General features: G+C 63.8%; 22 protein-coding genes. 11 read left to right on the top strand and 11 right to left on the bottom strand.

All coding sequences use genetic code 11. From position 1 onward, the window contains the following. The first annotated feature begins 47 nt into the window (after positions 1 to 47). On the top strand, positions 48 to 977 hold the full coding sequence (locus tag D5125_12260; protein ID QFY90194.1) for a LysR family transcriptional regulator: 930 nt from the start codon (positions 48 to 50) through the stop codon (positions 975 to 977). A 164-nt stretch (positions 978 to 1,141) separates the two neighbouring features. Here D5125_12260 and lolD read toward each other — a convergent pair whose 3' ends face one another. Then, positions 1,142 to 1,846 (bottom strand): lipoprotein-releasing ABC transporter ATP-binding protein LolD, encoded by a 705-nt coding sequence (gene lolD / locus D5125_12255; GenBank protein QFY90193.1) that lies wholly within the window; start codon positions 1,844 to 1,846, stop codon positions 1,142 to 1,144. Between the two features lie 18 nt (positions 1,847 to 1,864). Then, positions 1,865 to 3,112 (bottom strand): lipoprotein-releasing ABC transporter permease subunit, encoded by a 1,248-nt coding sequence (locus D5125_12250; GenBank protein QFY91151.1) that lies wholly within the window; start codon positions 3,110 to 3,112, stop codon positions 1,865 to 1,867. A gap of 131 nt (positions 3,113 to 3,243) precedes the next feature. On the opposite strand from D5125_12250, the gene alaS reads away from it, so the two are divergent. The 3 genes from alaS to sfsA all read left to right on the top strand — a co-directional run bounded on the left by alaS (position 3,244) and on the right by sfsA (position 7,584). Then, a complete protein-coding gene (alaS, locus tag D5125_12245; GenBank protein QFY90192.1) occupies positions 3,244 to 5,865 on the top strand; it encodes an alanine--tRNA ligase in 2,622 nt (873 codons plus the stop codon). A gap of 144 nt (positions 5,866 to 6,009) precedes the next feature. After that, positions 6,010 to 6,858 carry an HDOD domain-containing protein gene (locus tag D5125_12240; protein QFY90191.1) on the top strand — a complete coding sequence of 283 codons (849 nt, stop codon included), beginning with the start codon at positions 6,010 to 6,012 and terminating at the stop codon, positions 6,856 to 6,858. A gap of 21 nt (positions 6,859 to 6,879) precedes the next feature. Beyond that, positions 6,880 to 7,584 carry a DNA/RNA nuclease SfsA gene (gene sfsA, locus D5125_12235; protein QFY90190.1) on the top strand — a complete coding sequence of 235 codons (705 nt, stop codon included), beginning with the start codon at positions 6,880 to 6,882 and terminating at the stop codon, positions 7,582 to 7,584. Positions 7,585 to 7,591: 7 nt separating this feature from the next. On the opposite strand, the gene D5125_12230 is transcribed toward sfsA, so the two are convergent. From D5125_12230 to recA, 3 genes are read right to left on the bottom strand one after another with little or no spacing between them, the layout of a single operon-like run. Next, entirely contained in the window at positions 7,592 to 7,807 is a 216-nt protein-coding gene (locus tag D5125_12230) for a hypothetical protein (GenBank protein ID QFY90189.1), read from the bottom strand. After that, the gene (locus D5125_12225; GenBank protein ID QFY90188.1) at positions 7,808 to 8,245 is read right to left on the bottom strand and encodes a regulatory protein RecX; all 438 of its coding nucleotides are present in this window, start codon (positions 8,243 to 8,245) and stop codon (positions 7,808 to 7,810) included. 7 nt (positions 8,246 to 8,252) lie between these two features. After that, positions 8,253 to 9,323, bottom strand: a complete 1,071-nt coding sequence (gene recA, locus D5125_12220) for a recombinase RecA (protein ID QFY90187.1) — start codon at positions 9,321 to 9,323, stop codon at positions 8,253 to 8,255. A gap of 164 nt (positions 9,324 to 9,487) precedes the next feature. On the opposite strand from recA, the gene D5125_12215 reads away from it, so the two are divergent. Together D5125_12215 and D5125_12210 are read left to right on the top strand one after the other, a co-directional pair. Then, positions 9,488 to 10,993 carry a leucyl aminopeptidase gene (locus D5125_12215; GenBank protein ID QFY90186.1) on the top strand — a complete coding sequence of 502 codons (1,506 nt, stop codon included), beginning with the start codon at positions 9,488 to 9,490 and terminating at the stop codon, positions 10,991 to 10,993. After that, positions 10,990 to 11,418 carry a DNA polymerase III subunit chi gene (locus D5125_12210; GenBank protein QFY90185.1) on the top strand — a complete coding sequence of 143 codons (429 nt, stop codon included), beginning with the start codon at positions 10,990 to 10,992 and terminating at the stop codon, positions 11,416 to 11,418. The genes D5125_12215 and D5125_12210 overlap by 4 nt, the downstream gene beginning before the upstream one ends. A 301-nt stretch (positions 11,419 to 11,719) precedes the next feature. Here the strand turns inward: D5125_12210 and D5125_12205 are convergent, their stop codons facing one another. After that, complete coding sequence (locus D5125_12205) at positions 11,720 to 12,142, bottom strand: RNA-binding protein (protein QFY90184.2); 423 nt, start codon at positions 12,140 to 12,142, stop codon at positions 11,720 to 11,722. Between the two features lie 321 nt (positions 12,143 to 12,463). Between D5125_12205 and D5125_12200 the strand changes: the two genes are divergently transcribed. The 4 genes from D5125_12200 to D5125_12185 all read left to right on the top strand — a co-directional run bounded on the left by D5125_12200 (position 12,464) and on the right by D5125_12185 (position 18,159). After that, the gene (locus D5125_12200; protein ID QFY90183.1) at positions 12,464 to 12,802 is read left to right on the top strand and encodes a hypothetical protein; all 339 of its coding nucleotides are present in this window, start codon (positions 12,464 to 12,466) and stop codon (positions 12,800 to 12,802) included. Positions 12,803 to 12,833: 31 nt separating this feature from the next. Then, on the top strand, positions 12,834 to 13,214 hold the full coding sequence (locus D5125_12195; GenBank protein ID QFY90182.1) for a hypothetical protein: 381 nt from the start codon (positions 12,834 to 12,836) through the stop codon (positions 13,212 to 13,214). 253 nt (positions 13,215 to 13,467) lie between these two features. Then, on the top strand, positions 13,468 to 14,724 hold the full coding sequence (locus D5125_12190; protein ID QFY90181.1) for an efflux RND transporter periplasmic adaptor subunit: 1,257 nt from the start codon (positions 13,468 to 13,470) through the stop codon (positions 14,722 to 14,724). Between the two features lie 144 nt (positions 14,725 to 14,868). Further along, complete coding sequence (locus tag D5125_12185) at positions 14,869 to 18,159, top strand: efflux RND transporter permease subunit (protein ID QFY90180.1); 3,291 nt, start codon at positions 14,869 to 14,871, stop codon at positions 18,157 to 18,159. Positions 18,160 to 18,404: 245 nt separating this feature from the next. Here the strand turns inward: D5125_12185 and dnaQ are convergent, their stop codons facing one another. Genes dnaQ through D5125_12170 form a run of 3 tightly spaced genes read right to left on the bottom strand, consistent with a single transcriptional unit; the run spans position 18,405 to position 20,309 of the window. Further along, entirely contained in the window at positions 18,405 to 19,112 is a 708-nt protein-coding gene (dnaQ, locus tag D5125_12180) for a DNA polymerase III subunit epsilon (protein QFY90179.1), read from the bottom strand. Then, positions 19,109 to 19,558 carry a ribonuclease HI gene (rnhA, locus tag D5125_12175; protein QFY90178.1) on the bottom strand — a complete coding sequence of 150 codons (450 nt, stop codon included), beginning with the start codon at positions 19,556 to 19,558 and terminating at the stop codon, positions 19,109 to 19,111. The genes dnaQ and rnhA overlap by 4 nt, the downstream gene beginning before the upstream one ends. Beyond that, positions 19,551 to 20,309 (bottom strand): methyltransferase domain-containing protein, encoded by a 759-nt coding sequence (locus D5125_12170; GenBank protein ID QFY91150.1) that lies wholly within the window; start codon positions 20,307 to 20,309, stop codon positions 19,551 to 19,553. Before D5125_12170 ends, rnhA begins: the two co-directional genes overlap by 8 nt. A gap of 184 nt (positions 20,310 to 20,493) precedes the next feature. Between D5125_12170 and D5125_12165 the strand changes: the two genes are divergently transcribed. Next, positions 20,494 to 21,651: a transglycosylase SLT domain-containing protein gene (locus tag D5125_12165; protein QFY90177.2), complete on the top strand. Its 1,158-nt coding sequence runs from the start codon at positions 20,494 to 20,496 to the stop codon at positions 21,649 to 21,651. Between the two features lie 25 nt (positions 21,652 to 21,676). Here the strand turns inward: D5125_12165 and D5125_12160 are convergent, their stop codons facing one another. Together D5125_12160 and fliJ are read right to left on the bottom strand one after the other, a co-directional pair. Beyond that, positions 21,677 to 21,874: a hypothetical protein gene (locus D5125_12160; protein ID QFY90176.2), complete on the bottom strand. Its 198-nt coding sequence runs from the start codon at positions 21,872 to 21,874 to the stop codon at positions 21,677 to 21,679. A 229-nt stretch (positions 21,875 to 22,103) separates the two neighbouring features. Further along, a complete protein-coding gene (gene fliJ / locus D5125_12155) occupies positions 22,104 to 22,544 on the bottom strand; it encodes a flagellar export protein FliJ (protein QFY90175.1) in 441 nt (146 codons plus the stop codon). Positions 22,545 to 22,600 lie beyond the last annotated feature (56 nt).

Below are 22,600 nucleotides of genomic sequence, written 5' to 3'. Positions count from 1 at the left end.
CAGGCCGCTCTAGGTGCTATGCTAGGGGCCTGTTTTCCAGCCTGCCGATGAGACCTGTGCACCTGACCCTAAGACAACTCAGCCTGTTCGAGGCGGTAGCGCGCAATCTCAGCTACACCCGCGCCGCCGAGGAGTTGCATCTGACTCAGCCGGCGGTATCCATGCAACTTAAGCAGCTGGAGGCCAGTATTGGCACGCCCCTGTTCGAGCAGGTCGGCAAGAAGCTCTACTTGACCACGGCCGGTGAAGAGATGCTCAAGGCCAGTCGTGACGTGCTGGGCCGACTGACGGAGCTGGAAAACACATTGGAGGATCACCACCGGCAGGTACGCGGGCCGTTGAGCGTCTCCGTGGTCACCACCGCGAAATACTTCATGCCCCACCTGCTCGGCCCCTTCGTGCGCGAACACCCGGAGGTGGAGCCGCGCCTGAATGTCACCAACCGGGCCAAGGTGCTGGCGCGGCTGAAGGACAATATGGACGACCTGGTGATCATGGGCCAGGTGCCCGAGGGCATGGAGCTGAACTATCGGCCCTTCATCAACAACAGCCTGGTGGTGGTGGCCGCCCCCAGCCACCCGCTGGCGCAAGAGGCCCGCCCCATCCCCCTGGAGCGCATGATCCAGGAGCGTTTTCTGATCCGCGAGGAAGGCTCGGGCACACGCTCGGCGGTGGACCGGCTGTTTGCCGCCCAGGGCCTGCGTATCAGCCCCTACATGGAGCTGGGTAGCGAGGAGGCGATCAAGCAGGGGGCCATGGCCGGTCTGGGGGTGTCGGTAATCTCCAGCCTCAGCTTCCGACTGGAGCAGAGCGCCGGCCTGCTGGCGGTGCTCAACGTCGAGGGTTTTCCCCTGATTCGCCCCTGGCACTGCGTCTATCCCAAGGGCAAAAGGCTGTCCTACACCGCCCAGGTGTTTCAGGAATTTCTGCTCAGTCAGGGCAGTGAACTGCTCGGCGCGGCCGATTTCGGCCCCTGAGCCTGTATGGCCATGTGGCTTGAAAACCGACTTTGCCGTGCGACATAGGGCGGGCCGCGCCCGCCACCAAGCCACAGCCATGAAGCCTGCTCCGAGTGGTTGCGCGGCGGCCGCAGGCCGCCCTATTCGATTGGCTGAGATTTGCGGCTAATCGGGAAAATGTTTTAGGACAATGGCTCGGGCAGGGTGAAATCCGCGTCGAACTGGCCGTCCACCAGGTGCAGCACGCGGCCCATCTTGCGTGCCAGTTCGATATCGTGGGTGACTATGATGAAGCTGGTACCCAGGGATTGGTTCAGCTCCATCATCAGGGCATAGACGCTGGCGGCGGTGTGGCCGTCCAGGTTGCCGGTGGGCTCATCGGCCAGCACGCAGCGGGGTTGGGTGACCAGGGCGCGGGCTATGGCGGCGCGCTGGCGCTCGCCGCCGGACAGTTCGGCCGGTTTGTGCGCCACCCGCTGGCCCAGGCCGACCCGTTGCAGCATGGCCAGCGCCCGCTCCCGCGCCTCGTCCACCTCGGCACCGCCGATGAGCAGGGGCATGGCCACGTTCTCCAGGGCGCTGAATTCCTGCAGCAGGTGGTGGAATTGATAGACAAAGCCGAGCAGGCGGTTGCGCAACAGGCCCATCTCGGTCTCGTTGAGGCTGAACAGGTCGGTGCCATCCAACAGCACCTGACCGGAATCGGGTCGATCCAGCCCGCCCAGACAGTGCAGCAGGGTGCTCTTGCCCGAGCCGGAGGCACCCAGGATGGCGATGCTCTCCCCCTCGAACACCTGTAGCGAGGCGCCGTTGAGCACGTCCACCCTGACCAGGCCCTCGTCATAGCTCTTGGTCAGCTGGCTGCCGCTGAGGATCGGCCTACTCATATCCCTTACTCATAACCCTTACTCATAACGAAGCGCCTCCGCCGGCCGGGTGGCCGCTGCCCGCCGCGCCGGGTAGATGGTAGCCAGCAGGGTCAGGGCGAAGGCGCTGCTGGCGATCATGCCAACGTCGTTCCAATGCAAGTCCGAGGGCATGCTGCTGATGTAATACACCGTCGGGTCCAGGATCTTGAAGCCAAACAGGCCCTCCAGACCACCGACTATGCCCTCCAAGTTGAAGGCTATGACCACCCCCAGCAGGGTGCCGACCAGGGTGCCCACCAGGCCCAGAGTGGCACCCTGAATGATGAAGATGTGCATGATCTGCCGGGGCGACATACCCAGGGTGCGCAGAATGGCGATGTCGCTGCGCTTGTCGGTCACCACCATCACCAGGGTGGAGACGATATTGAAGGCGGCAACGCCAACGATGAGAAACAGGATCAGGCCCATCATGCGCTTCTCGGTGCGCAGGGCGCTGAAGAAATTGCGGTGCTGCATGGTCCAGTCCGCCACGCGGAACCAGCCCTCCTGGGCGCGGGCCAGCTCCACCGAGACCTCGGGGGCCTTGTACATATCCCTGAGCTTGAGGCGAATACCGGTGACCCCATCGCCCAGGCGCAGCAGCCGCGCGGCGTCGTTCAGATGCACCAGGGCCACGCCGCTGTCGTACTTGCCCATATCGACGCGGAAGATGCCCGAGACGGTGAAGCGTTTCATACGCGGCATGTTGCCGGTAGGGGTCATCATCACCTCGGGGGCGAGCAGGGTGACCTTGTCGCCCACCATCACCCCCAGGCTGGCGGCCAGCTCCTTGCCCAGGATGATGTTGTAGCTGCGATCGGCCAGGTCACTGAGCAGGCCCTGATCCATGTGCTCGCCCACCTGGGACACCTTGGGCTCCTCCTCCGGCAGTATGCCGCGCACCTCCACGCCGCTGACCTGGTCGGCATTGATCAGCATGCCCTTCATCTCGATGAAGGGGGCCTGGCCGATTACCTCCGGGTGGTCCTGGGCGATGCGCAGCCCGGCGCGCCAGTCGTCGATCTTGCCCTCGGCACCGACAATGATGGCGTGGGAGGCCATGCCCAGAATGCGCTCGCGCACCTCTTTGTGAAAGCCGTTCATCACCGACAGGACGATGATCAGCGCCGCCACGCCCAGCATCACCCCCAGCATGGAGCTGATGGAGATGAAGTCGATGAAGTGGTTGCGCCGCTTGGAGCGGGTGTAGCGCAGACCTATATACAGGGGCAGGGGCTTGAACATGGGCTGCATTTAACCACAAGCCCGGTTTCAGGTCATTGCTCTACTAGGCGGTAACGCACTCGGGGGTTTCATCAGTGCGGGGGTTTTGTGGCATGATTCGTCCCTTTCCAGCCAACAGACCCAGGTTTGCCATGAAAACCAGCGCAGAGATTCGTCAGGCCTTTCTCGACTACTTCGCCGAACAGGGCCATCAGGTGGTCCCCAGCAGCCCCCTGGTGCCGGGTAACGACCCCACGCTGCTGTTCACCAACGCCGGCATGGTGCAGTTTAAGGACCTGTTCCTGGGCCGTGAGCAGCGCGACTATGTGCGCGCCGCCACCAGCCAGCGCTGCGTGCGCGCCGGCGGCAAGCACAACGACCTGGAAAATGTCGGCTACACCGCCCGTCACCACACCTTTTTCGAGATGCTGGGCAACTTCAGCTTTGGCGACTACTTCAAGCGCGAAGCCATCCACTTCGCCTGGGAATTCCTCACCCAGCGCCTGGGCCTGTCGGCGGAAAAGCTCTGGGTCACCGTGTATGACGAGGACGAGGAGGCCGCCGCCATCTGGCTCAACGAGATTGGCGTGGATGAGCAGCGCTTCAGCCGCATCGGCGACAAGCCCGGCGGCAAGCGCTACGAGAGCGACAACTTCTGGTCCATGGGCGACACCGGTCCCTGCGGCCCCTGCTCGGAGATCTTCTACGACCACGGCGCGGAAATCTGGGGCGGCCCGCCGGGCAGTGCCGAGGAAGACGGCGACCGCTACATCGAGATCTGGAACCTGGTGTTCATGCAGTACAACCGCGATGCCGACGGCAGCATGAGTCTGCTGCCGCGCCCCTCGGTGGATACCGGCATGGGCCTGGAGCGCCTGGCCGCCGTGCTGCAGCAGGTACACAGCAACTACGAGATCGACCTGTTCCAGCAGCTGATCCGCGCCGCTGCCCAGCTCACCGGGGCGGCCGATCTGGACAACAAATCCCTGCGCGTGATTGCCGACCACATCCGCTCCTGCGCCTTCCTGGTGCTCGACGGCGTACTGCCCTCCAACGAGGGACGCGGCTATGTGCTGCGCCGCATCATCCGCCGCGCCATCCGCCACGGCTATCAGCTGGGCCAGACTCAGCCCTTCTTTCACGCCATGGTCGCCCCCCTGGTGGCGGCCATGGGCAGCGCCTACCCCGAGCTGGCCCAGCAGCAGAGTGGCATCGAACGGGTATTGCGCAAGGAGGAGGAGCGCTTCGCCGAGACCCTGGAGCAGGGCATGCGCATCCTGGAGGCCGAGCTGGCCGGGCTGAGCGGCAAGACCATCCCCGGCGAGCTGGTGTTCCGCCTCTACGACACCTACGGCTTCCCCGCCGACCTGACCGCCGACATCGCCCGCGAGCGCGGTCTGGGCATAGACCACGCCGGCTTCGAGGTACAGATGGCCGAGCAGCGCCGCCGCGCCCGCGCCGCCAGTCAGTTTGGCGCCAGCGATGGCGATGGGCTGAAGATCGACGCCCAGACCCGTTTCAACGGCTATCAGCAGCTGCAGGAAAGCGCCCAGGTCCTTGGTCTGTATCGCGGCCAGCAGCCGGTCAACAGCCTCAGCGAGGGCGAAGAGGGCCTGCTGCTGCTGGATCAGACCCCCTTCTATGCCGAATCCGGCGGCCAGGTGGGCGACACCGGCGAGCTGATCGGCGAGCAGGGCCGCGCTCTGGTGCTGGACACGCGCAAAAAGGGCGAGGCGGTGCTGCACCGCATCCGCGTGGAGAGCGGCGAGCTGAGCCTGCATGAAACCCTGCGCGCCCAGGTGGATGCCGAGCGCCGCCGCGCCATAGTGCTCAACCACTCCGCCACCCACCTGATGCACGCCGCCCTGCGTCAGGTGCTGGGCGAGCACGTACAGCAAAAGGGCTCCCTGGTGCAGCCGGAGCGCCTGCGCTTCGACTTCGCCCACTTCGAACCCATGACCCCGCAGCAGATCGCCGAGGTGGAGCGCCGGGTCAACGCCGAGATCCGAGCCAACGCCGAGGCCAGCGAACGACAAATGAGCAAGGAGGCGGCCATAGCCGCCGGGGCCATGGCCCTGTTTGGCGAAAAATACGGCGATCAGGTGCGGGTGATCAGCCTTGGCGACTTCTCCACCGAGCTGTGCGGCGGCTGTCATGTGCAGCGCGCCGGTGACATCGGCCTGTTCAAGATCCTCAGCGAGGGCGGCGTCGCCGCCGGGGTGCGCCGCATCGAGGCGGTCACCGGGCAGAACGCCCTGGACTATGTCGAAATCAGCCAGCAGCGCCTGGACCGCCTGGCGCAGCTGCTCAAAAGCAGCCGCGACGAGGTGGACGCCAAGCTGGCGCAGATGCTGGAGCGCAGCCGCAAGCAGGAAAAGGAACTGGAACAGCTCAAGGCCAAGCTGGCCAGCAGCGCCGGCGATGACCTGCTCAACCAGGCCATCGGCCTGGATGGCTTCAAGCTACTCGCCGCCAACCTGGAGGGCGCCGATCCCAAGGGCCTGCGCGATACCCTGGACCAGCTGAAGAACAAACTCGGCAGCGCCGTCATCCTGCTGGCCACGGTCAGCGAGGGCAAGGTCAGCCTGGCGGCCGGCGTTACCCAGGACCTCACCGGCCGCTTCAAGGCCGGCGACCTGATCAAGGACATCGCCGCCCAGGTCGGCGGCAAGGGCGGTGGCCGCCCGGATATGGCCCAGGCCGGCGGCAGTGACCCCAGCGCCCTGCCCGCCGCCCTGGCCTCGGTGGAGTCCTGGGTGCGGGCCAGGCTCTGAGCGCCTGGCTTGCGCTCCTTTGGCGCTGCGACCTGTTGTGGCCAAACAGGGTGCGGGCGCAGGGGCTCACTGCCTGTTTTGCAAGCGCCAGGGTAAGTTTTTTCCGGGGCGGGTCGCCCCATGATTTCGAGCAGGGGGTAGGCGATGAACAGGGTGCAGGATCTGGATCAGGCAAGCATCGACAGGCTGCTGACCGGTATTCATATCCCCCCTCGGCCTAGGGTGCTGGTGGAAATTCTGCAACAGAAGCAGGCCAGTGAGCCGGACATGGCCAAGATCAGTGAGGCCATCAGTACCGATGTCGCCCTCTCGGCCAGCATCCTCAAGACCGTCAACTCCTCGCTCTACGGCCTGCGTAACCCGGTCAATTCCATACCCCACGGGGTTAGCCTGCTGGGCTACAAGAACGTCATCAGTCTGGTCACCGGTCTGTCCTTGCGCCAGGCGATGAACGGCACGCCCAGGGTCAGCTTCGACCGCTTCTGGGATGCCGCCTCCAATACGGCCATGGCGGCCCGCGCCCTGAGTTGGCAATTTTCGGTTGGTGACCCTGCCGATGCCTATCTGATCGGGCTGTTTCATGACTGCGGCATCCCCTTGATGATGATGCGCTTTCATGGCTATGTGCCGGTCATCAAGCAGGCCAGCGCCGACCCCGGCAACGATGTCAACCGGATCGAGGAGCAGGCCTTCGCCCTCAGTCATTCCATCTTGGGCTATCTGGTGGCGCAAAGCTGGAACCTGCCCGAGCTGGTCTGCGAGGTGATCCGGCTGCATCACGAACCCATAGGGTTAGAGGGTGAGCACGCCAAACTGACCCCCTTGGTTTACCTGCTCGCCTTTGCCGAACACCTAGGCAACCGCGTCAGCAGCCTCTCCCTGGATGTCTCCTGGAGGCGATCCAAGACAGACATCCTGAACTTCTTCGAGCTGGATGAGCGAGATTACCAATGGCTGTCTCGTGATATCGAAGACCAACTGCTGGCACACTGAAGCCACGCCGGGCCAAGGTCGATGAAATTTACTCAAGGGCTCATCCCTGGCCGTCTGTTGCGCCGCTACAAGCGCTTTCTTGCCGATGTGGAGCTGGCCGATGGCAGCCTGGTCACTGCCCACACCCCCAACACCGGCTCCATGCTGGGCTGTGCCGAGCCGGGCAGCCGGGTCTGGCTGCGCGACTCCGGCAACCCCAAGCGCAAGTACCCCCTGTCCTGGGAGCTGGTGGAAACCAATGCCGGGGTGATGGTGGGGATCAATACCGGGCTGGCCAATCACCTGCTGCGCGAGGCCATAGAGACCGGCCAGGTGAGCGAGCTGGGCGGCTATGAGCGCATCCGCAGCGAGGTAAAATACGGCAGCGAGAACAGCCGTATCGATCTGCTGCTTGCAGCCCAGGGGCGGCCCGATTGCTATGTGGAGGTGAAGAACCTCACCCTGGTGGAAGGGGGCACTGGCTATTTTCCCGATGCCGTCAGCGCCCGTGGCAGCAAGCATCTGCGTGAACTTTCGACAGTGGCGCGGGCAGGCCAGCGGGCGGTAATCTTCTTTTGCGTTCAGCGTAATGATGCCTGCCGGGTCAGTCCGGCCGACGCCATTGATCCGGTCTATGGCCAGACCCTCAGGCAGGCGCTGGAGCAGGGGGTGGAGGCCCTGGCCTACGCGGCCAGCCCCAGCCCCGAGGGCATCAGTCTGGAGCGGGCGCTGCAGGTGGTCGTTTGAGCCGGTATCAGGGCTGTTCCGGAAAGCGCTCCTTGCAGTAGGCCTTGGAGCGCATATCCGCCGCCGTGGGGTCCATGCCCTGTTGCTCAAGGCTTGCGCGCTTCTTCGCCCGGCAGTCCATGTAGTTGAAAAAGGGTGAATCAACGTCTTGGCCGCATCCGACCAGGCCAAACAGGCCGGTCAGACCAAGGAGCAACAACAGGGGCGATAGGCGTAGAGACATTCAATCTCGCAGCAGTTGATGGATCAAATCAGCGGGAAACCCACGCTGGGCCAGAAAACGACCACGGCGGGCCATCTGCTTGCGGTCGGCAGGGGGGTCTGCGCCAAACTTACGCTCAGACAGACCGCGCATCTGCGCCAGCCAGTCCGGATCCAGGGCATCCAGGGCAGAGGCGATAAGCGCGGCATCCACCCCGCGCTGCTTCAGTTCCGCCCGGATCGCCAGGGGGCCATAGCCCCTGCTCTGGCGCATGGCGGCATAGGCCTCGGCAAATCGCCGGTCGCTTTGCAGACCGCGTTCCGCCAGGTCATCCAGCACCGGCTCCAGCTCCGTGGAGGCAAAGCGGCCGGACAGCTTGCGCCTCAGCTCCGCCCGGCTGTGTTCACGCCCGGCCAGCAGCCGAACCACGGCTGCCTCAACGGTCTGGTCAGGGCTCAAGGGGCCCTCAGTTGGCCAGGCCCAGCTGCTCTGGAACGGCCGACTCGTCCCCTACGGCGGGCTCGGCATCGACTGCGGCGGCCTTTTCCTTGGAGGGCATCAGAATGGCGCGAATCTTACCCTCGATCTCGTCCGCCATGGCGGGGTTGTCCTTCAGATACTGGCGCACATTCTCCTTGCCCTGGCCGATGCGCTCCTTGCCGTAGCTGTACCAGGCACCGGCCTTGTCGATGATCTTCTCCTGCACCCCCAGGTCGATCAACTCACCCATCTTGGAGATGCCCTCGCCGTACATGATCTCAAACTGGGCCTGCCGGAACGGCGGTGCCACCTTGTTCTTCACCACCTTCACCTTGGTCTCGTTGCCGGTGACCTCATCCCCCTTCTTGATGCTGCCGATGCGGCGGATATCCAGCCGCACCGAGGCGTAGAACTTGAGGGCGTTACCGCCGGTGGTGGTCTCTGGCGAGCCGAACATGACGCCGATCTTCATCCGGATCTGGTTGATGAAGATGACGATGGTGTTGGTGCGCTTGATATTGGCGGTGAGCTTGCGCAGGGCCTGGGACATCAGCCGCGCCTGCAGGCCGACGTGGGAATCGCCCATCTCGCCCTCGATCTCCGCCTTGGGGGTAAGCGCTGCCACCGAATCCACCACCACCATGTCCACCGCGCCGGAACGCACCAGCATATCGGTGATCTCCAGGGCCTGTTCCCCGGTATCGGGCTGGGATACCAGCAATTCATCGATATTGACGCCAAGCTTCTCGGCATAGATGGGGTCCAGGGCGTGCTCGGCATCGACAAAGGCGGCGGTGCCGCCCTGTTTCTGGATCTCCGCCACCGCATGCAGGGTCAGGGTGGTCTTGCCGGAGGATTCCGGGCCATAGATCTCGACCACCCGGCCCTTGGGCAGGCCGCCCACGCCCAGGGCAATATCCAGCCCCAGAGAACCGGTGGATACGGTCTCGACATTGACCCGGCCGGTATCACCCATGCGCATTACCGAGCCCTTGCCGAACTGCTTTTCGATCTGGCCCAGCGCCGCTGCCAATGCCTTTTTGCGATTCTCGTCCACGTATATCCCCTCGATTTTGGTTGGCGGAAACAGGGCGGAATTATGGCACAGACCGAGCGGCTTTGTAGAGAGAAGGAGAGGCCCTTGAGGCCAAAATCGCCGAAGACCAGGCCCCGAGTTTCAGGGTAAACTGAGCGGGTTTTCAGCCCATCTGAGGAGCCCCCGTGGATTACAGCATCACCCGCCAACCCCTATCCGAACTCAAGGCCGACTGCCTGATCAGCGGCGTATTCGCCAACCACAAACTGACTTCCGCCAGTCAGCGCCTGGATCAGGCCAGCAATGGAGCCTTGGCCGATTTGCTGAAAACGGCCCACCTGGACAAGCCGGGGGATAGCCTGCTGCTGCACCAGGTGTCCGGGGTCGGAGCCAAAAAGCTGCTGCTGGTCTGTCTGGGGCCAAAGAAGGAGTACAAGGCCGCCGCCTGGCGCACCGCCCTGGCCAGCGCCATCGGCCAACTCAATGCGGACAAGAGCCGCCGCCTGGCCACCAGCCTGCTGGATGACCCCTGGCCGGGGGCGGATGGCCTGCGCCTGGCCCGTGAGGCGGTACTGATCAGCGAGGAGGCGCTGTACCGCGCCGATAGCTGCAAGAGCGCCAAAAACCGCGACAAGGCCAGCCCCAAATACCCCCTGCAGGGGCTGCAATTCTGGACCCCGGACCCGACCGATGGCAGCGCCCTGGAATCCGCCATCGAGCAGGGCCAGGCCATTGCTCAGGGGGTCAACCTGGCCAAGGACTTGGCCAATCTGCCGGGCAACATCTGCACCCCCAGCTACCTGGCCGAACAGGCGAAAAAGATCGGCAAGCAGCACAAGGCGCTCAAGGTCTCGGTACTGGATGAAGACGACATGGAGCAGCTCGGCATGGGTGCCCTGCTCTCGGTCTCCCATGGCAGCCGCCAACCAGCCAAGCTCATCATCATGGAATACGCCGGTGGCAAGGCCAGCGCCAAGCCCATCGCCCTGGTGGGCAAGGGCCTGACCTTCGACGCTGGCGGCATCTCGCTCAAGCCCGGCGCGGGGATGGACGAGATGAAATACGACATGTGCGGCGGCGCCAGCGTCATCGCCTGCCTGCAGGCCGTAGCCGAGCTAAAACTGCCGCTGAATCTGGTGGGCCTGGTGCCGGCCAGCGAGAATCTGCCCGATGGTGCCGCCAACAAGCCCGGCGACATAGTCACCAGCCTGTCCGGCCAGACCATCGAAATCCTCAACACCGATGCCGAGGGCCGCCTGATCCTGTGCGATACCCTGACCTATGCCGAGCGCTTCGAGCCGACGGCGGTGATCGACATCGCCACCCTCACCGGTGCCTGTATCGTCGCCCTGGGGGATCAGGCCAGCGGCCTGCTGGCCAATGATCAGGCGCTGGCGGATGAGCTGCTCGCCGCCGGTCAGGCCAGCAACGACCGCGCCTGGCAGCTGCCGCTGTGGGAGGAATACCAGAAGCAGCTGGACAGCCCCTTTGCCGACATGGCCAACATCGGCGGCAAGGGCGCCGGCAGCATCACCGCCGCCTGCTTCCTGTCCCGCTTTGCCGAGAAATTCCACTGGGCGCACCTGGATATCGCCGGCACGGCCTGGAAATCCGGCGACAAAAAGGGTGCCACCGGTCGCCCCGTGCCCCTGCTGATGCAATTCCTGCTGCAACGCGCTGGCGATAAATGACCGAGATCGACTTCTACATCCTGCGCCCGCAAAGCCGCAGCGACCGCTTCGGCCTGGCCTGTCGCCTGATCGAAAAGGCCTATGGCCAGGGGCGGCGGGTGTTGACCTACACCGCCTCGTCCGAGGACAGCCAGCGGCTGGACCGGCTGCTGTGGGAATTTCGTGATCAAAGCTTCATCCCCCACGGCCTGCTGCGCCAGACCGATGCAAGGCTCAACCCGGTACTCATCGGCCACCAGGACGACCCGGCCGGCGAGTGCGACGTTCTGGTCAATCTGACCGCCCGCCAACCGCCCTTCTATCAGGGCTTCCAGCGCCTGGCGGAGCTGATCGACCAGGACCCCCGGATCATCAGCGCCGGTCGCCAGCGCTACCGCCAATACCAGCAAAGCGGCCACCCGGTGCGGCATCATGATATCAATTGACCCCGCCAAAGGACTCAGTCCCTGTGGCCCGGATGGAGTGCAACCAAATCCGGGGTTGCCACAAGCAGCGCCTACACCCAGCTGGCAGCCGAAAAAGTTAGAAGCTTGAAGGGTGAAGTTTGAAGGAATGAGCCCTTCGCGCGTTTTTTAGAATCGCGGGCAAGCCCGCTCCCACTGGGCCTAGCCTATTGATGCGGTAAAAAAATGACCCGTCTGCCCCCTTTGTAAAGGAGGGAATTTGACCCTTTCTTTAAGAGTTGAGAGTGGGCAAGCAGTTACTCTTTAAAATTTAAGAGGAAGCTCAGCCCAGGGGCGTATCAGACAGGAGATTGTGAGTGGCGGCCTCGACCTCTTCGCCGTGCCTTCTGACCTTCAACTGGGCGCGGCGGCGGTCTTCGGGGCGATTGAGCCCCTGGCAGCGGAGATTGACGCGGCGATCTCCGGGGGAGCGATAGACATATTCCCGCACCCGCACCGGCCTCCCGAGTAGCTTGCGCCCGTTCAGGCGCTGAATGGCCGCGTTGGCCTGCTGAAAGTTGGGGATATTCACCAGCCCGTGCAGCTCCCGGTCCCCCGTGGTCGGGTCCAGTATCTCCAGGATCTCGCAACCGCTGACCTCCACGGACCTCTTCAGCGGGTTCCAGGATTTGGAATACTTTTCAATAAATTGACGCAAGTCATCCAGGGAGGAGACGGAGGGGATGTTGCAGAGTATCAGGATCATTTTTCGGGCGTCCATGTGGCTTTGTCTTATGATCCGCATTTAACCCCTGTCTTTCTGGGCTTGTCCAGTGCAAGGGGGGAAACTGTGAACTGGGTCACAAAACGGGAATTCCGGCCATCCGCCCGGTTATTTGCCCTACCGCATAGGGCGGGCCACGCCCGCCGCCAGGTCATAGACCCCTGGTGAGGGCACGGCGGCCATGGGCCGCCCTATGCACCGGGCCACAAATGAAAACATGCCAAAAAAGGGGTTTACCCTAAGCCCTCAAGGCTGTCTATAATGGGCCCTGTTTTGATTCAACCCATCCATTTGGAGCACTAAATCATGCTGAAAACCCTGACCCTGTCTGTCCTGCTTTCCGCCCTGATCTTTGCCATGCCTGCCTTGGCTGCGGAAAACCCTTTTGCCCTGAAGGATATGGGCAATCTGCCGCAGATCGCCGATAATCACGGCGGCAAGTGCGGTGAAGGCAAATGCGGTGGCGCGGCCAAGGCCCCTGCCGCTGACAAGTGCGGTGGTGCCGAGAAGGCCCCGGAAGGCAAGTGCGGTGGTGCCGACAAGGCCCCCACGGCCGGTAAGTGCGGTGAGGGCAAGTGCGGCGGCGCTAAGGCCCAGCCTGCCATGCAGTGCGGCGGCGGCAAGTGTGGCGGTTCCAAATAGCCCGCGCCAAGCCCATCTGCAGAACGCTTGAATGAGCCCCATGCAGATCACCCGCTGGCAGGGACGCCTGGCCTTGGGCCTGGCCCTGTGGTTGTTGCTGATCCCCTTGGCGCAACTCTGGGCCATGCCCCACTGCCCTGCTGTATCCGACCAAGACCCCGGCATGGGGCAGTCCCTTGCCCCCTGTCATGCCCAGAACTCCAACCCTGAACCCGCCCCCTGCCCGCACTGTGATCAAACCGGCATGGCCCTGGACTGCGACTGCTGCCAGAGCGCCCTGAGTCCCAGCCTGCCAACGAACATCTCTCTGGCCCAGAACGGTTTGACCCCGGCCATCAGCCCCCTCCCTCTGCACATCCCCACACACCCAACCCCCAGCCAAAGCCCCCTCTACCGCCCACCCATTGCCTAGCTTAGCCAAGCCACAAGCAAAACCGGATCGCAAAGAACGCAAAGGAAACGCAAAGGACGCTAAGTGCTGGAAAGTTGCAAGCCTGTACCCGGGATCAGCTCGTCGATGAAGTAAAGCGAAACCCCGGACTAGACGGATCAGAGAAAACACAAACTCCGCGTGCTCTGCGCTACTCCGCGTGCTCTGCGTCCTGTAGTTAATTGGCGTGCATTTGCGGACTTTTCTAACCCATGACAAAACCGGACAACTCGCTATGAATATGCCTATCTCTGTAGTCTTGCTCATGCTTTCCCTGCTGCTGGTTGGCTGCGGTGATGGCGGGCCTGCGCCTTCTGAATCCAGGCTCAGCGCGGCGCTGGATTCCACCGAGGAACACGCACGCAAGCACCTGGACCCCAAGTACGTCTGCCCCATGCACCCGCAGATCGTGCGCGACGAACCGGGCAACTGCCCCATCTGCGGCATGGACCTGGTGCCCAAGCAGCCCGATCAGGATCAGCAGCAGGACAAGTACCCGGCGGTGACCGTCGGCAGCGCCGTGGTGCAGAACATGGGCCTGCGCACCGCCGAGGTCAGGCGCGGCCGCCTGTGGAAATACATCGAAAGCCTGGGCCGGGTGGAATACGACGAGACCCGTATCAGCCACCTGCACCCCCGCGTCAGCGGCTGGCTGGAGCGCCTGCACCTGCGCAGCGAGGGCGACCCGGTCAAAAAGGGCCAGCTGCTGGCGGAGCTGTACTCACCGGAGATCCTGTCCGCCGAGGTGGATTTTCGCGTGGCTTTGGGGCCCAACATCCCTACCGAACGGCTGGAAAAGGCCCGCAACCGCCTGCGCCTGCTGGGGGTGGATGAGGCCACCATCGGTGCCCTGGAGCAGGGCTCGGCCAATCTCAACCGGGTGCCCATTCAGGCCACCCAGGACGGCATAGTAGCCAGGCTGGGGGTGCGCGAGGGCATGTATGTGCAGCCCAGCGTCGAGATGATGAGCCTGGTGGACACCTCCAGCATCTGGGTGCAGGTGGATGTGTTCGAGCAGCAACTGGCCTGGGTCAGGCCCGGCCTGAGCGCCGAGATCCGCGTACCGGCCTACCCCGACCGGGTCTGGCAGGGCCAGGTGGATTATCTCTACCCCGAGTTGGACCCCAAGACCCGCACCCTCAGGGTACGTCTGCGCTTTGACAACCCCGAGGGCCTGCTCAAGGCCAAGATGTTCGCCGAGGCGGTGATCTACGGCGGCCCCGAGGACGATCTGCTGCTGCTACCCGCCGAGGCGGTAATCAGCACCGGCAAGCGCACCAGCGTGATCAAACAGCTGGAAGACGGCCGCTTTCAGCCAGTCGATGTGGTGCTGGGGATGCAGGCCAAGGGCCAGGTGGCGGTCCTTGAGGGTCTGAGCGAGGGCGACCGCGTGGTCACCTCAGGCCAGTTCCTGATCGACTCGGAATCCAACCTGCAGGCCAGCTTCAGCCGCCTCGGCGGCGAACCGCCAAGCCATCATGGCGGTCATTGAGATGGGACGCGGAGAACACGCGGATACTCTAGCCCGGATGGAGTGCGGATTTTTCAGTCTGTTTTCTAGGCACGCCCTCTGCGAGCTCTGCGCTTCTCTGCGCCCTCTACGTCCTTAGGACGCACTACTTGAGAGATGTAAACCATGCTCGAACGTCTAATCGCCTGGTCGGTACACAACCGCCTACTGGTATTGCTGGCCACCCTGGTGCTCAGTGGCTGGGGCTGGGTGTCGCTGCAGAACACGCCGCTGGATGCCATCCCCGACCTGTCCGATGTGCAGGTCATAGTCCGCACCGCCTTCCCCGGCCAGTCGCCGCAGGTGGTGGAAGACCAGGTCACCTACCCCATCACCAGCAGCCTGCTGTCGGTGCCCGGGGCCCAGGTGGTGCGCGGCTATTCCTTCTTCGGTGACTCCTATGTCTATGTCATCTTCGCGGACGGGGTTGACATCTACTGGGCGCGGGCGCGGGTGCTGGAGTACCTCAATCAGGCCGCCGCCAAGCTACCTGAGGGGGTGCAGCCACAGCTGGGACCGGACGCCACCGGCGTCGGCTGGGTGTATAGCTACGCCTTGGTGGACCGCGCCGGCCAGCACGATCTGGCGCAGCTGCGCAGCCTGCAGGATTGGTTCCTCAAGTTCGAGCTGCAGACGGTGCCCGGGGTTTCCGAGGTGGCCACGGTGGGCGGCATGGTGCGCCAGTACCAAGTGGTGGTCGATCCGGAAAAACTGCGCGCCTACGGCATCCCCCTGAACCGGGTACAGAGCGCGATCCAGCGTGGCAACCAGGAGATCGGCGGCTCGGTGATCGAGCTGGCCGAGGCCGAATACATGGTGCGCAGCCGTGGCTTTATCCAGGGGCTTGCCGATCTGGAGCAGATCCCCATCGAGGTCGGCGAGCAGGGCACGCCGGTGCTGCTGCGCGACATCGCCCGAATTCAGCTCGGCCCAGAGATGCGCCGGGTGGTGGCGGACCTGGATGGCCAGGGCGAAATCACCGGCGGCATCGTCGTCATGCGCTTCGGCGAGAACGCCCTGGCCACCATCCAAGGGGTCAAGCAGAAACTGGACGAACTCCGGCAGGGGCTGCCGCCGGGGGTGGAGATCATCGAAACCTACGACCGCTCCGGCCTGATCCAGCGCGCGGTGGATAACCTGCAGGAGAAGCTGATCGAGGAACTGGTGGTCGTCGCCCTGGTCTGCCTGCTGTTTCTGTTCCACCTGCGCTCGGCGCTGGTGGCGGTGATCAGCCTGCCGCTGGGGGTGCTGATCAGCTTCATCGTCATGCAGCAGCAGGGGATCAACGCCAACATCATGTCCCTGGGCGGCATCGCCATCGCCATCGGTGCCATGGTGGATGCCGCCATCGTTCTGGTGGAGAACCTGCACAAACACCTGGAGCGCCATCTGCAACGGCACGGCAGCCCGCCCCAGGGCGCAGCGCACTGGGCGCTGGTGATCAAGGCCAGCAACGAGGTCGGCCCGGCGCTGTTTTTCTCCCTGCTGATCATCACCCTCAGCTTCCTGCCGGTATTCGCCCTGGAGGCCCAGGAGGGCCGCCTGTTCAGCCCCCTGGCCTACACCAAGACCTACGCCATGGCCGCCGCGGCCGGTCTGGCGGTAACCCTGGTGCCGGTGCTCATGGGCTACTTCATCCGCGGCCGCATTCCCAGCGAGGACAAAAATCCCCTGAGCCGCCTGCTGATCTGGCTCTACCGCCCCGCCCTGCTCTGGGTGCTGCGCTGGCCGCGGGCCACCCTGCTCACCGCCGCCGTGCTGGTGGTCAGCCTGCTCATCCCCCTGGCCGGGCTGCCCGGCCTGCTGGCGCCGCTGAAATGGCCGCTGCAGCTGATAGAACAGCTCAGCGGCGAGCCGCCTGCCGCCCTGGCGGTGCTGGAAGCCAGCCAGCAGGACTGGGCCAAGGCCTGGCGGGCGCGTTTTGCCGACCAGCCGGACATCGCCCGTCTGGCCTCCGGCCTGGGCGCGGAATTCATGCCCGAGCTGGATGAAGGCGATCTGATGTACATGCCCACCACCCTGCCCGGTATCTCCATCGGCAAGGCCCAGGAGTTGCTGCAGCAGACCGACCGGCTGATCGCCAGCATACCCGAGGTGAAGCGGGTATTCGGCAAGGCCGGTCGCGCCGATACTGCCACCGATCCGGCACCCCTGACCATGATCGAAACGGTCATCCAGCTCAAGCCGCGGGAGCAGTGGCGGCCTGGCATGACCACCGCCAAGCTGATCGAGGAGTTGGAGGCAACGGTGAAATTCCCCGGCCTGACCAACGCCTGGGTGATGCCGATCAAGACCCGCATCGACATGCTCGCCACCGGCATCAAGACACCGGTGGGGGTCAAGGTGGCCGGTGCCGATCTGGCGCAGATTCAGCAAATCGGCGAGCAAATCGAGCAGGTGCTGCTGCAGCTGCCCGGCACCGCCTCGGCCTACTCCGAGCGGGTGGCCGGCGGTCGCTATATCGAGGTCATCCCCGACCGCCAGCGCGCCGCCCGCTACGGCTTGAGCATCGAAGACATCAACCAGCTGGTGGCCAGCGCGGTGGGCGGGGTCAACATCGGCCAGACCCTGGAAGGGCGCGAGCGCTACCCGATCAATCTGCGCTTCCCCCGCGAGCAGCGCGACAGCCTGGAGGACCTGCGCCAGCTGCCGCTGATCAGCCCCAGCGGCGCCCAGCTGGCCCTGGCCCAGGTGGCCGAGGTGCGCATCAGCGATGGCCCGCCCATGCTCAAGAGCGAGAACGCGCGACTCAACGGCTGGACCTTCGTCGATATCCGCGACCAGGACCTGGGCAGCTACGTCGCCCAGGCGCAGCAGGCGGTGCGCGAGCAGGTGCAACTGCCGCCGGGCTACTCCATCAGCTGGGCCGGCCAGTACGAATACATGCAGCGCGCCAACCAGCGTCTGAGCCAAGTGGTGCCCCTGACCCTGGTGATCATCTTCTTGCTGCTCTATCTCAGCTTCCGCCACGCCGGCCAGGCCCTGCTGGTGATGGCCTCCCTGCCCTTCGCCCTGGTGGGCGGCTTCTGGCTGATCTACCTGCTCGGCTACAACCTGTCGGTGGCGGTGGGGGTCGGCTTCATCGCCCTCGCTGGGGTAGCTGCCGAGTTCGGCGTGATCATGCTGATCTACCTGGACAACGCCCTGCGCGAACGCCAGGCCCAAGGCCCGCTGGACCAGGCCGGCCTGCTGGCGGCGATCATCGAAGGCGCGGTGCAGCGGGTGCGGCCCAAGGCCATGACCGTGGCCACCATCATCGCCGGTCTGATCCCCATCTTCATCGGCACCGGCACCGGCTCCGAGGTCATGAGCCGCATCGCCGCACCCATGATCGGCGGCATGATCACCGCGCCGCTGCTGTCCCTGTTCGTCCTGCCAGCGGTGTATCTGCTGTGGAAGCGGCGGGAATTACGGTGACACCTTACCATTTACACTAATGTCTCGTTCCCACGCGCCGCGTGGGAACCACGATGCTCCGCGCTGTGGAGCGTTGCATTGGTATCCGTTCGCGATTTCGCTATAGAAAAAGGGCCTGGCCCCATTTTCAAGAAATCCCCCTGCCCCCCTTTGTAAAGGGGGGAATTTGAGCCCTCTCTTTGAAGGCGAGAGAGAGCCAGTAGTTACCTGCAATCTTTGACTTTTTGTGCCGCCTTTCATGGCCATCAGCCCCATTCGGCGATGGGCAGGCCTGTGCTCTCGGCCAGGGCCTGGACCTGGCGCTGGTGCAGCTGCAACTCCTCGGCGCTGGGTGGGATCACCGGCAGGGGTGGACGCTGGCTTGGCAGACGGCGGATGCGGGTTGATTGCTGCTCCCCTTCGCTGTCTTCTTGCTGTAGCTGTAGGCTTTTCTGCCCGCCAGTCATGGCCAGATAGACCTGGGCCAGGATCTCTGCATCCAGCAAGGCCCCGTGCAGGTCGCGGTGGCTGTTGTTCACCTCGTAGCGCTTGCACAGGGCATCCAGGCTGTTGCGCTGGCCGGGGTGTTTTTTGCGCGCCAGGACCAGGGAGTCGGTTACCTGACAGTGGTCCTCGACGCGCCCCTGGTCCGCGCCCAGCTGGGCCAGTTCGTGATTGAGAAAACCCACATCGAAGGCGGCATTGTGGATGATCAGCTCGGCACCGCGCAGATAGTCCAGCAGGCTGGCGGCCACCTCGGCAAAGCGCGGCTTGTCGGCCAGGAACTCATTGCTGATGCCGTGTACCTCGATGGCCCCGGCGTCGATCTCTCGGTCCGGTTGCAGGTACTGGTGAAAGTTGTTGCCGGTCAGCCGCCGGTTGATCATCTCCACGCAGCCGATCTCGATGATGCGGTGCCCCTCGCTGGGCTCCAGGCCTGTGGTCTCCGTATCCAGTACGATCTGTCGGCTCATCTGCGCAGCTCCGCTATACCCTGATTGGCCAGCTGGTCGGCCAGTTCGTTCTGTGGATGGCCGCTGTGGCCCTTGACCCAGGCCCACGCCACCTGATGCCGGGCCACCTGGCGTTCCAGCTCCTGCCAGAGATCGATGTTCTTTACCGGCTGCTTGCTGGCGGTGCGCCAGCCGTTGCGCTTCCAGGTCTTGATCCAACCGGTGATGCCGTTCTTCACGTACTGGGAGTCCGTGGTCAGGCGTACCCGGCAGGGCCGGGTAAGGGCCTCCAGGGCCTTGATTACCGCTGTCAGCTCCATGCGGTTGTTGGTGGTGGCCGCCTCGCCGCCGTGCAGGCGTTTCTCCGCGCCCTTGAATTGCAGCACGGCACCCCAGCCCCCAGGGCCGGGGTTGCCCTTGCACGCGCCATCGGTAAATATCTCAACGTATTCAGTAGGTTCAGCCATGGTGATCGGTTCGCGTGGTGGGTTCGGCAATGCCGCCTTGGGGCACAAAGCCGCGTTTTTTCTTCCAGCTGGGGCGCAGTAGGCTCAGGGGTGCCTCGGTCTTTACCGCCAGCACCAGGAAGGCCGCGCCCATCTGCGGCCACAGCCTGGGGCCAAGGCGCTCCAGCAGGGAGAAGCGGTCGTGCAGCAGCTGATTGGACAGGGGCGGTTTGTAGCCCAAATGCTCGATCATCTCCACCTGAAAACCCAGCAGGTTCAGCCAATCCAGCAGCCGATGACGGCCGATGAAACGACCAGACCAGGGGTAATCGCGCCCCAGCAGACGCGCCAGGCCGTACAGGCCAAAGGGGTTGAAACAGCTGAGCAACAGGCGTCCGCCGGGGATCAGGGTCCGATCCACTTCGCGCAGCAGGGCATGGGGGTCATCGCTGAACTCCAGTACATGGGCCAGGTAGAATACGTTTACAGAAGAGCTGGCGATAGGCAACTGCCTGGGCAGGGCGCGCAGATCGCCAGTGCCCTGGGCCTGCGGCTGGATGACAAACTGCTTGCGCACCCCGCTGAAACAGGGCATGGGGCAGCCCGTCTGCTGTCCGCCCAGCTGCAACATGAAACGGCCAAAGAGCCGCTCATCGAGCTTCTGCAGCAGCTTATTTTCCTGTCGAATCAGGTCCCTGGCACAGGCCGAGCCCTGCCAGAAGGCCGCCTCGTCCGATGCTGGGGGGTATATGTCAGGTTTTTGTTGTGGCATTTGGCCTTGGCTTACCGTATATTCGATCGCCCATTCTGTCACCCATTACCCAACCCATTGCGTAGCCCATTATGTAACACTTTGCCCAATTGATGCCATGACCGACACCACGACCGACCCTGATACACAAGGCGCACCCGGCCCGGCGGCAGGATTCAGGTTTGCCCTGGCAGGCCTGATGCTTATGGCGTTATGGCTCTGTGGCTGCACCCCAGGCCAGCTGTCCCTGCAGCAACGGCCCTTGGATGCAGCCGCCACGGCCGTCCCGGCCGAGGCACCGCCGACGGACCTGGCGCAAGGCACGCCCCCGACGTCCGTCTGGCAACGCCTGACCGCCAACTTCAGCCTACCCCAGGCCGATCACCCACAGGTCGCCCAGCAACGCGCACTGCTACTCAAACACCCCAACCACCTGAGCCGCACCCAGGAGCAGGCGGAGCCTTACATCGGCTTTATCCTTGACGAAATCGAACGCCGTGACATGCCCGGTGAACTGGCCCTGCTGCCCATGATCGAGAGCGGTTACCGGCCCCAGGCCCTGTCCCCCAGCCGTGCCGCCGGGCTTTGGCAGTTCATCCCCGCCACCGGCAGGGCCTTTGGCCTGTCCAGCAATCATTGGTACGAAGGGCGCCAGGATGTGGCGGCATCGACCAAGGCGGCGCTGGACTATCTGAGCCGCATCCATGCTGATTTCGACCACGACTGGGCCCTGACCCTGGCCGCCTACAACGCCGGTGAGCCGGCGCTGCGGCGTGCCATCCGCAACAACCGCAAGCGCGGTCGGCCGACGGATTTCTGGTCCCTGGATCTGCCCCGCGAGACCCGCGCCTATGTGCCCAAGCTGCTGGCCCTGAAGGAGATCTTTGAGTCCCCCGAACGCTACGGCATTGAACTGAAGAGCGGACAAGGGCAGGGGCCTTTGCAGCTTGTGGATCTGGACAGCCCGATGGATTTGGGCCTGGTGGCCCGTCTGGCGGAGATCGGCATGGAAAGGCTGCGCCAGCTCAACCCCGGTTTCAAGAGTTGGTTCACCGGCCCCAGCGGCCCGCATCGCCTGCTGCTACCCGCCGAGAAGGCCGAGCAATTCAGCCAACGCCTGGCCCAGGTGCCCCTGGCGGAACGCCTGCGGCTACGCAAGCACCGGGTCAGCAAGGGCGATACCCTGGCCAAGCTGGCCGCCCATTACAACTGCGACGTAGCCCTGATCAAGAGCACCAACAACCTGAAAAGCGACCGCCTCAAGGTGGCCAGCACCCTGCTTATCCCGACCCCCTACCCCATAGAAACCGCCACCAAGCAAGCGGCCAATCGACCCGCCAGCAGACCGCAACCGGCCAGCTGAGGGCGTCCCTTGTGCCATCGGCAAATCAGGGATGGACTATGTACCAGCTATCCCTTACCCGGTGATGGGTCTCGGTCTGCGCCGTGGCCGCGTGGGCACGGCTGGATTCGGTGCGTACCCCATCCATATCCGCCTGGGTGATGGAATTGGTGTTGCGGGCGTTATCGCAGGCAGAAAGCGGCAGGCAGGCAACTGCCATCAATAAGGCTGTGCGGACGTTCATGACCGTCTCCATGGGCTAGTTAGTGTGAGAATCGTGCGGCGCTTTATTCCTGCCCTTCCGGGCACGGGCTGGGAAGAAGCGGGACTCGGGGCTTGCGCCGCGTCACAGAGCGCCAGGTATTGTTGATCTCGGTGAAACCTGGGTCGAGCAGTAAGATTCTACTTCAGATTTCAATATTACGTCATTGAAATAAATTATAAAACCCCTTGAGTGTCAAATCTGGTAGGCCCTAGTGCAGCGGCCTGCCGTGCTGACTGCGTTCGTCCTGCTCCCGTTGTTCACGCTTGTCCATTTCCTGCCGCTCGCGTACCTGGTGGCGTTCCACCACCTTACCCAGGGCCTTGCTGCGGCTTTGCTTCTCCATCCACTGGTCCTTGGCGCGATGACTGGTTTCGCGGGCATAGCCGAGCATCTTCTCCTGCTCACCGATGGCCTCGTCCAGCTTGGCGATGAAGGCCTGATAGTCCAGCACCCGGCGGGCTTGGATGCCTTGCCGGGCCACGCTATGAAAGCGCTCCATATACTCGCGGCGGTAGTGGCGCAGCTGCTCCAGTTTATCGCTCTCGCTTTGCAGTTTTTGCTGGCTCTCACCGAAGGCGCGGGCAGCGTCCTGCTCTTTGCGCTCGGCAAAGCCATGTACGGGTTTGAGTCGTGCGGATGATGTCATCATGGTCCTCTACCTCCAAATATAACCCTAAAAAGCGTATTTAGCCACGGAGCACGCAG

The sequence above is a fragment of the gamma proteobacterium SS-5 genome (genome assembly GCA_009497875.2).
GTDB lineage: Bacteria > Pseudomonadota > Gammaproteobacteria > Chromatiales > Chromatiaceae > Magnetovirga > Magnetovirga frankeli.
The sequence above is the reverse complement of the archived record's forward strand: the minus strand, read 5'-3'. Positions and strand labels throughout refer to the sequence as shown.